7 protein-coding genes are annotated in these 9,140 nt (G+C 71.5%); 3 read left to right on the forward strand and 4 right to left on the reverse strand.

Annotation, left to right across the window (positions count from 1 at the left end):
- Positions 1–21: 21 nt before the first annotated feature.
- A complete protein-coding gene (locus AB0P24_RS23805) occupies positions 22–1,347 on the reverse strand; it encodes a helix-turn-helix transcriptional regulator (protein ID WP_365797138.1) in 1,326 nt (441 codons plus the stop codon).
- A 552-nt stretch (positions 1,348–1,899) separates the two neighbouring features.
- On the opposite strand from AB0P24_RS23805, the gene AB0P24_RS23810 reads away from it, so the two are divergent.
- On the forward strand, positions 1,900–3,507 hold the full coding sequence (locus tag AB0P24_RS23810; RefSeq protein ID WP_365797140.1) for a bifunctional 3-(3-hydroxy-phenyl)propionate/3-hydroxycinnamic acid hydroxylase: 1,608 nt from the start codon (positions 1,900–1,902) through the stop codon (positions 3,505–3,507).
- Positions 3,508–3,685: 178 nt separating this feature from the next.
- Here AB0P24_RS23810 and AB0P24_RS23815 read toward each other — a convergent pair whose 3' ends face one another.
- The gene (locus tag AB0P24_RS23815; RefSeq protein WP_365797142.1) at positions 3,686–4,882 is read right to left on the reverse strand and encodes a cytochrome P450; all 1,197 of its coding nucleotides are present in this window, start codon (positions 4,880–4,882) and stop codon (positions 3,686–3,688) included.
- A 187-nt stretch (positions 4,883–5,069) separates the two neighbouring features.
- Between AB0P24_RS23815 and AB0P24_RS23820 the strand changes: the two genes are divergently transcribed.
- The gene (locus tag AB0P24_RS23820) at positions 5,070–6,092 is read left to right on the forward strand and encodes an NADPH:quinone reductase (RefSeq protein ID WP_365797144.1); all 1,023 of its coding nucleotides are present in this window, start codon (positions 5,070–5,072) and stop codon (positions 6,090–6,092) included.
- A 72-nt stretch (positions 6,093–6,164) separates the two neighbouring features.
- On the opposite strand, the gene AB0P24_RS23825 is transcribed toward AB0P24_RS23820, so the two are convergent.
- Positions 6,165–7,016 carry an acetamidase/formamidase family protein gene (locus AB0P24_RS23825; protein ID WP_365797146.1) on the reverse strand — a complete coding sequence of 284 codons (852 nt, stop codon included), beginning with the start codon at positions 7,014–7,016 and terminating at the stop codon, positions 6,165–6,167.
- Positions 7,017–7,373: 357 nt separating this feature from the next.
- Here AB0P24_RS23825 and AB0P24_RS23830 point away from each other — a divergent pair, with 357 nt between their 5' ends.
- A complete protein-coding gene (locus tag AB0P24_RS23830) occupies positions 7,374–7,994 on the forward strand; it encodes an NADPH-dependent FMN reductase (protein WP_365797148.1) in 621 nt (206 codons plus the stop codon).
- A gap of 83 nt (positions 7,995–8,077) precedes the next feature.
- Here the strand turns inward: AB0P24_RS23830 and AB0P24_RS23835 are convergent, their stop codons facing one another.
- Positions 8,078–9,127, reverse strand: coding sequence for a 3-dehydroquinate synthase family protein (locus AB0P24_RS23835; protein WP_365797150.1), 1,050 nt, complete (start codon positions 9,125–9,127; stop codon positions 8,078–8,080).
- Positions 9,128–9,140 lie beyond the last annotated feature (13 nt).

Here is a 9,140-nt window from a genome sequence, read left to right on the forward strand (position 1 = left end):
CGGGCGCAGCGCGACGCCGGGTCAGATCCGGCTGTAGTTCGGGACGGGCGCGACGTCGGCGGCCGGGCCGGTGTCGAGTTCGTTCCAGATGACGGCCAGTTCGAGCCGGGACTTGACCCCGACCTTCTGGAACACCTTGCGCAGATGGAAGGCGACCGTGTGCCGGGACAGGAACATCTGCTCCGCCGTCTCGCCGTTGGTCAGCCCCTGGGAGACCAGCTTCGCCACGGCGTACTCCGTGTCGGTCAGTCCCCGGATGCCGCTGCGCGGCCGGCACCGTTCCCGGGAGCGCGGGCTGGCGTTGATGCCCCGCAGACGGCTCATCACCCGCGACGAGTCGCGCAGCGCTCCCATGCAGGTGTAGGCGCGCATCGCACACTCGAAGTACCCGGCCGCCTCGGGGGATTCCGCCTGTCCTTCGCAGAGCCGGACGCCGATGTCCTCCAGCACCGAGGCGCGTGCCCAGGGATCGGTGTGCGACTCCGCGGCACGCCGTAACTTGTCGAGGTCGCCCTCCAGCAGGGCGGCGGCGTGCAGGGCGGCGGCGCCGACGGAGTCGACGTCCGGGTTCTCGGCCGCGAGCCGCCCGGCGAAGCGGACTCCCGCACGGGCCGGGCCGCGCTCGCCGACCCGGAGCAGCAGCCGCACCAGCCAGGGCACCGCCGCGGGTTCCGCCGCCAGCAGGCGACGGGTGAACGTCTCGGACTCAAGCAGTTCCCGGGCGAGGGTCGCGGCCCTGTCCCGCCCCTTGCCCGCCTCGCTGAGCTGCACGATGGCCCACGCGGACTGTCCGATCGGGAACATCTCCCGGGCGAAGACCGCGTCCTCCTCCAGTTTGGCGCTGTAATGCAGCGCTGCGGAGATGTCGCCCCCGCGCAGGGTCGTCGTGGCCAGCACCAGGTTCCCGACCGGGGTCCAGGCGGTCTGGCCGGTCTCGGCCGCGAGCTTGAGACCCCGCTCGGCGAGTGCGCCCGCGTCCGCGTGGTCACCCGCGGCGAGCGCCACCTTCGCCCCCACGAGCGTGGTGCTCGCGATGAGTTGGGGGTCGTCCTGCACTTGCGGCGACGCGAGGAGCCGACGCTGCAGATCCGCCGCCGTTGCCACCTGGCGGATGCCCACCAGGAACAGAATCAGCAGCAGATCGGCATAGACGGAACAGCACCTGTCGCAGCGGTCGCAGTCCGCCTGGACGGCCTCCTCGGCGAGGGCTATGGCAGCCCTGAGGCTGCCGCTCTGCCAGCGCTCGTGGGCACGGGTCAGGATTCCAGCGGTGACGCAGTCGGGCGCGACGCAGGTTGGCAGTGTCGGTTCTTCACAGGCTTCCAGTTCGCGTGATTGCCCGGCCATGGAATCCCCCATTCGACGAACTGTGCGGCGAAACCGGCGTCCGCTCTCGACGCCGCGTCAAACCGGCGGACCAGGATCCGTTCCTTGTGGGAGGGCACCGTGGAGCCACCGGTGAGGTGCTGTGCGCAGCGCTCCGTTGCACGCGCACACGTAGGTGTGGCGAATCGATTCGGCCGACCGGCCCGCGTTGCTTCGACCTCACCGTCCGAGCAGGGCAGCGGGCCGACGGCGTCTCCCCGTACGGCTGTGCCCTGGCCGGGCCCCGGTGATCGCCCGGTCTACGTCACCGATCACAGCGGCTGGCCGCGAAGGGCTTCATTCCACGTGAGCGGCTTGGATGGCGTCTCCACATGTCTTCCCCCGTCGTTCGTGTGCGCACCGACCTCGAGCGGCGCATCCAGGCTAAGCGGACCGCGGCAACCCCAGCATCCCCAAGTCTGACAGTCACACCATTACCGCCGGTCGGGCCTTGACAACGCCACGCAGACCGCCGGTAGCGTTCCGAAGCCGTTGCCCGCCGCATCACCTGTCGCGGTACGGAGGCCTCTGGACATGCCCGCCACACCACACTCGCCCGCGCCCGGCCCGGACACCCCCGACACGGACGTCATCGTCGTCGGCCGGGGTCCGGTGGGCGCCGTACTCGCCATCCTGCTGGCCGACCGCGGCCATCGCGTGTGCGTGCTCGAACACCGGCCGAAGCCGTATCCGCTGCCCCGCGCGACGAGTTTCGACGGAGAGACCGCGCGACTGCTCGCGTCCACCGGTATCGGCGGCGGCCTGGCCGAAATCTCCGAGCCGGCGACCGGGTACCAGTGGCGCACCGCGAGCGGCCGGCCCCTGCTCGACATCGCGTTCAGCCGCACCGGCAGATACGGCTGGCCGGACGCCAACACGATGCACCAGCCCGCGCTCGAAGAACTGCTCGCCGAACGGCTGGCGACGCTTCCCGGCGTCGAGACGCACCTCGGCCACCGCGTGGTGGACATCGCCCAGACCCCGTCGGGTGTCGCGGCGACCGCGGTCACCGGGGACGGCACGACGCGCGAATTCACCGCCCGGTGGCTGGTGGGCTGCGACGGCGCCAACAGCTTCGTCCGTGAGCACATCGGAGTGTCCGTCACCGACCTCGGCTTCTCCTACGAGTGGCTGCTCTGCGACGTCCGGCTCGACACGCCACGCGAGTTCGTCCCGACGAACGTCCAGCTGTGCGACCCGGCACGCCCCACGACGATGGTCGGCAGCGGCCCCGGGCGCCGCCGCTGGGAGTTCATGCGCCTGCCGGGCGAGAACGCCGCGGAGCTGGACACCGCCGAAGCCGCCTGGCGGCTACTCGCCCCGCACGGGGTCACCCCTGAGACGGCCACGCTGCTGCGCAGTACCACGTACCGGTTCCGCGCCATGTGGGCCGAGCAGTGGCGCTCGGGCCGGGTCTTCCTCGCCGGGGACGCCGCGCATCTGATGCCGCCGTTCGCCGGGCAGGGCATGTGCGCCGGCATCCGTGACGTCGTCAACCTCGCCTGGAAGCTCGACCTGGTGCTGTCGGACCGGGCGCCGGACCGGCTGCTCGACACCTACACGCTCGAACGCCGGTTGCAGGCCAAGGCGTCGATCACCGCCTCGGTCAAGCTGGGCCGGGTGATCTGTGTGACCGACCCGGCCGCCGCGGCCGACCGCGACGCGGCGATTCTGGCCAACGGCGGCGGCCGCGCACCGCAAGGGCCTCCCCCCGCCGAGCCGCTGACGAAGGGGCTGCTGCGGTCGGCCCGGGACGGGTGCGGAGGCGCGGGCGAGGTCATGATCGCCGGCACGGTGGAGGCCGACGGCGTGCGTGGCCGTCTCGACCAGCTCGTCGGCGCCGGCTTCGTCCTGATCACCACCGAGGACCCGGCCGAACTGAGCGACGCCCACAGGGCGTTCCTGGCCGGTCTCGGGACCCGCGTGGTCCGGCTCTCGCCGCCCGGCTCGCCGGCCGGGCCGGGCCGGGTGCGGGACGTCGACGGCGTCTACCACGCCTATCTCGGCCGGCTCGGCGCGTCGAGCGTCCTGGTCCGCCCCGACCACCACGTGTTCGGCACCGCCGAACCGGGCGGCACCGCGGCTCTCATGGACGAGCTGCGCGCCCAGCTCCAGGGCGCCCCGCTGGCGGGGGCCCGCTGACCGGACCGGGCCGCCGCCACCGGAAGAGAACGGACAAGGGCCCTCCCCCAGGACCGTGACAGCGCAGTTCACGACTCGGTGACCGCACAGACCCGTGCCGCGGGCACGCCGAACACCCGGCTCGGGTCCACCGGCCGGGCGTTGTGCGGATCAGGCGTCGGACAGGGCGTGCACCGGGCTACCAGCGAACGGGCAGCCGCTGCACGCTCAGCACGGGCGTACGAGCCCGCAGCGGGATGTTCTCCAGTGGCTCGTCCAGCGCCGGCTCCGGCAGCCCCAGGACGAGCGTCTCCAGCGCGATGCCCAGCACGGCGCGCCCGAGGCGCTGACCGACGCACGCGTGGGTGCCGTAGCCGAACGCGATGTGGCCGGTCGCGTCTTCCCGGGCGAGGTCCAGGTGCGCGGGGCAGCCGAACCGGGCCGGATCGCGGTTCGCAGCCGGCAGCGAGACAGTCACGGTGTCGCCCTTGCGCACCAGCTCACCGTGCAGGCGCACGTCTTCCAGCGCCGTGCGGAAGATCTGGTACTGGTTCACGGTGGTGTAGCGCAGCAGTTCTTCGACCGCCGACTCGGTGCCCTGGCCCGACGCGGCCGCGGCGCGGAAGGCCGCAAGCTGGTCGCCGTGGTGCAGCAGGGCAAGTGCCGCGGCCGCCACGGCTCCCTCACAGGTGGCGAAACCGGCGACGAACACCACCAGCAGCATGTTGGTGATCTCGCGGTCGGAGAGTCCCTCGACCGCCGTCAGCCGTCCCAGGATGTCGTCCCCCGGCGAGGTCCGGGCCCGCTCGACCAGGTCGCGGGTGAGGAAGAACGCCCTCTTCTCGGCGGCGAACTCGTCCTCCAGCGGGACGTCGTCGTCATTGGCGGTGTCTGCCAGCGCGGCCAGGACGGGGGTGTCCTCGTAGGGGACACCGACGACCTCGGACAGCACCCGCAGCACCAGCGGCCGGATGTAGGCCGGCAGCAGGTCGGCCGGCGAGCCCTGGGTGCGCAGGACGTCCAGTTGCCCGGCCGCGATCTCCTTGATGCGCGGGGCGAGTTCGGCCATGCGGCCGGTGCCGAACTCGGCGGTGAGCATGCCTCGGTAGCGTGTGTGCTCGGGCGGGTCCATGTGGATGAACATGCCCGGGATGATCGGCATGGAGGGGAACGGCTCCCCCTTCTTGAGCATCGGGAAGTGCGCCGAGTGGAAGTTGTGGCTGAACGCGGGGCTGCTCAGCACCTCCTTGGCCACCTCCAGCCCGGTGGCCAGCCACCCGACGTGCCCGTCCGGGTAGCACATGCGGGACAACGGCGCCGCCGCGGTCAGCACCGTCGGCGGGGCGAAGTGGTCGGTCCGGTCCACGAGTTGCTGGTAGGTGATGGGCGCTGCCATACGACATCCTCCTCAGGCCGGGCGCGACCGGCGGGCTGAAGCGACGTTAGTGATCCCCGGGCGTCCCGCCATCCCTCACCTTGACAGGCATCGCGGGAAGCGCTGTGCCGCCCCGGAGACGACGGTTAGCCTCGCGGCCGTGGGACGGCTTCCGGTTCCACAACGGCTCCCTGTCAGAGGAGTGCCAGTGAAGGCGATCGTGTATGCGTCGGTGGGAAACCGGGATGTCCTCGCACTGGTCGACCGGCCGGTACCGGAGCCGGGCCCGGGTGAGGTCCGGGTCCGGGTGGCGGTCTCCGGGGTGAACGCCACCGACTGGAAGTGCCGGCGGTTCGGTCATGCCGGCGGGCGCCTGATGTACCCCGAGGTGATCCCCCATCACGACGGCAGCGGTGTGATCGACGCCGTCGGCAGCGGCGTCGCGGCGGAGCGCGTGGGGCAGCGGGTGTGGACGTGGGAGTCGGCATGGCGGCGTCCGCACGGAACCGCCGCCGAGTTCGTGGTGCTGCCGTCCCGTCAGGCGGTGGAACTGCCGCCGGGTGCCTCGCTGGAACTGGGCGCGAGCATCGGACTGCCCGCGCTGGCGGCACACCGTTGTCTGACCTCGGCACAGCAGGCACCGGCCCGGCTCGGGCCTGGCACACTGGCCGGGCGCACCGTGCTGGTGGCGGGCGGTGCCGGAGTCGTCGGCCACGCGGCGGTCCAGCTCGCGGCGTGGAGCGGCGCGACGGTGATCGCGACGGTCGGCACCCCGGAGAAGGAGAAACTGGCGCGGGCCGCGGGCGCCGGGCATGTGGTGAACCACCGGTCGGACAGCGCCGCCACGGACATTCGCGCGATCGCGCCCGCGGGGGTGGACCTGATCACCGAGGTCGCGCCGTCCGCAAATCTCGGTCTCGATCTGGAGGTGCTCGCCCCGGGCGGCACGGTCGCCGTCTACGGGACGGAGGGCGACGGCGAAGTCCTGCTGCCCACCCGGCTGATGATGGGCCGGAACCTGCGCTACCAGTTCGTGCTGGCGCTGACCCTGCCGCCAGAGGAGAAGGACGCCGCGGTGGCGGACGTCGCCGCGGCGGTCGCGGACGGCGCCCTGGGTGTGGGCGAGGAGGCGGGGCTGCCGCTCCACCGCTACCCGCTCGACCGCACCGGCGACGCCCACGACGCGGTGGAGGGCGGGGTGACCGGCAAGGTCCTGATCGACCTCGGCTGAGCGGTGCCCCTCATCGCCCGGCCGGCAGTCGGCCGGCAGCCCCTCGGCCCGTCAGCCCAGTCGCTCGGCCCGTCAGTCGCTCGGGCGCAGCCACCGGCCGACGCGTTCCCGCAGCTCCGCCGGGAAGACGTCCTTCGGCAGCAGGCCGTGCACGCCCTTCGGCGGTCCGTCGAGGCCGACGTGCGGGGCGCCGCGCTGGTCGGCGTACTGGGTGACGCGGAAGCTCGCCGAGATGCTGCACAGCGCGTACGCCTCGGCGGCGCCGACGCCGGCCGCGGCACTGAACCAGCCGATCATGCCGCGGACGCAGTCGATCAGGGCGTCGTCGAGGTTGTCGGCGAAGCCGAGGCCGATCCAGTGGGTGTCGGTCTCGGCCAGCGGCCGGGTGAGCCCGACGCCCCGGTGCAGGTCGTAGCGCATCCGCAACTCCTCCGCGGTGGACTTGATCGCCGTCTGGTCGACGAGACCGTCGCCCTGCAAGGCGTGCACGTCGCCCACCCAGATCCGGCCGCCCGGCTTGGCCACCGGCAGGAACAGCGACGAGCCGACGGTGAGTTCGCGCAGCGACAGGTTGCCGCCGTGGGCGCCGGCCGGAAGTGCGCCGACCGGGTCGTCACCGGCCGGCTCGACCGCGACGATGCCGAGGAACGGTTCCAGGGTGAAGGAGATCCCGTGCACGTAGTCGGCGCGGGTCCGGGTCTCGTCGAAGCGGAAGTAGTGCGTGTACGGCTCGTCGAAATCGTGCGGGAGCGCCCCCGCACCGGTCGGGAAGACGTTGCACCCCCAGTCCGCGAGCCGTAGCCGCTCAAGCCGGCATTCGATCACGTCTCCGGGCTGAGAACCGGCCATTTCCACCGGCCCGATCAACTGCAAGGGGCAGCCCGGATACTGCGCACGCAGGCGTGTGCGCTCGGCGAACGACATGCCGAATTTCATCTCGTTCTGCCAATTCGTCCAAGTACTCGGGTACTCGACCGCGTCGCCGGATTCGATCGTGGCGGCGGGCGGCGCCTTCGGGTCAAGGATTCCGGAACGCACCGTTTTGTGCGTGGAATCCACCGTATACGTCGTCATGCCGACTGAAGGTAGGCGGCCAACTTTCGCTACAGCAAGGCCTCGTGGATTATGGCGCCGAGAACTACCAACCTGACGGATGGTCCCGGCAGGGGCACCGGACGGAAGCTGAGAACAGCTCACCGATGAGGCCAAAAATGAGCCGTGACCGGGCAAGCGGGCTGTTACGGTGAGTCGATTCCACAAACCCGACAGGGAGCTTCTTCGTTGCGCATTCTTGCCATTTCCGGGTCGCTGCGTCAGGACTCGTTCAACACGCGCCTCCTGCGTGCACTGCCCCCGCTGGCACCCGAGGGAATGGAAATCGAGCTCTTCGACGGCCTGGGCGAAGTGCCGCTCTACAACCAGGACCTCGACGTGGAGGACCCTCCGGAGCCGGTACGCCGGCTCCGCACGGCGATCTCCGAGGCGGACGGCCTGATCATCGCGAGTCCGGAGTACAACGGCTCCATTCCGGGAGTGCTCAAGAACGCCATCGACTGGGCCTCCCGTCCGATGGCCAAGTCCGCGCTGCTGGCCAAATGCGTCGTCACCATGGTGGCCACGCCCGGCCGCGCCCTCGGCCGCAACGCCCTCAGCGATCTGGGCCGTGTGCTGCACGACTGCCACGCGTTCGTGATCAGCGGGCCGTGGGTGCACCTCAGCGAGGCCCCGGCGAAGATGGAGGACACCGAGGCCGAGGACGGTGGGACCACGACCGTCCTCACCGATCCGATGACCCGCCGCCTCGTGGACATCCAGCTCACCTCCCTCCAGCAGGCCGTCAAGGACGAGGCCGGACGGCACGCGGTGGTCCCGCTCCTGCCGTTCATCCAGCCCCGGAAGTGAGCGGCCGGCACGGCTGACCGCCGTATCCGCTCCGAAGGGGGCTCTCGGTGCGCCGAGAGCCCCCTTCACCGTGTCAGGCCGTGTCAGGCCCGGATGGTCTCGCGCAGCAGCTCCGAGGACGGCCGACGCGGCATCCGTTCCAGGACCCGCGCCACGACGTCCTCGGCGACATCGGCCACCCGCTCCGCTCCCCCCGGGCCGTCCAGGACGAAGGCCAGCCCGTGCACCGCCTTCTTGTCCCGGCGCATCACCCGGATCAGTTCCTCGGTGCTGGGCCCGGCCGGCAGGGCCGTGGGCAGGCCGTAGTGCTCCACCACGGCCTGGTGCTCGGACACCCGTTCCGGGCCGATCCGGCCCAGTTCGCCGGCGAGCAGACCCGCGAACACCGTGCCGACGGCCACGGCCTCACCGTGCCGCAGGGCGAAACCGGTGGTCACTTCCAGCGCGTGCCCGAGAGTGTGGCCGTAGTTGAGGATGTGCCGGAGGCCAGTGTCGCGCTCGTCCTGCTCGACGATCCTCGCCTTCAGGATCACGCTCGCGGCGATCTGCTCGGCGAGCGGCAGGCCGCGCAGGTCACCGGCGCCGATGAAATGGCACCGGGCGATCTCACCGAGCCCGTTGCGCAGGTCCCGCCGGGGCAGCGTGGTGAGGTAGTCGGTGTCGCACAGCACGGCGCTGGGCTGCCAGTAGGCGCCCACGAGGTTCTTGCCCTCGGGCAGGTTCACCGCGGTCTTCCCGCCCACGCTCGCATCGACCTGGGCGAGCAGGGAAGTCGGCAGGTGCACCACAGGTACACCCCGGTGGTAGAGCGCCGCGGCCAGCCCCACCACGTCCGTGGTGGTGCCCCCGCCGCAGGAGACGACCGCGTCGTGCCGGGTCAGCCCGAACGCGGTGAACTCCCGGCACAGCGTCTCCACGGTGGCCAGGTTCTTGTTCGCCTCCCCGTCCCGGGCCGCGAGCACCAGCGTCTCGACCCCTGTCTCGGGCACCCACTCGCGCGGCCGGGCCGAGACCACGACGGTCCGGGCCACGCCCAGCCCGCGCAGCACAGTCGCCAGCTCGGTCCGCACGCCGGGGCCGATGACCACGTCGTACGAGCGGGCGCCGAAGCGCACCGGAACTCGTCGAACCATTCCGTTCCTCCTC

This window comes from Streptomyces sp. NPDC086519, from assembly GCF_040686075.1.
Lineage (GTDB): Bacteria > Actinomycetota > Actinomycetes > Streptomycetales > Streptomycetaceae > Streptomyces > Streptomyces shenzhenensis.

Coding starts and splice junctions, on each gene's coding strand:
- AB0P24_RS23825 (WP_365797146.1), bottom strand. CDS start 7,016: ATGTCGTTCGCCGAGCGCACACGCCTGCGTGCGCAGTATCCGGGCTGC.
- AB0P24_RS23815 (WP_365797142.1), bottom strand. CDS start 4,882: ATGGCAGCGCCCATCACCTACCAGCAACTCGTGGACCGGACCGACCAC.
- AB0P24_RS23810 (WP_365797140.1), top strand. CDS start 1,900: ATGCCCGCCACACCACACTCGCCCGCGCCCGGCCCGGACACCCCCGAC.
- AB0P24_RS23835 (WP_365797150.1), bottom strand. CDS start 9,127: ATGGTTCGACGAGTTCCGGTGCGCTTCGGCGCCCGCTCGTACGACGTG.
- AB0P24_RS23805 (WP_365797138.1), bottom strand. CDS start 1,347: ATGGCCGGGCAATCACGCGAACTGGAAGCCTGTGAAGAACCGACACTG.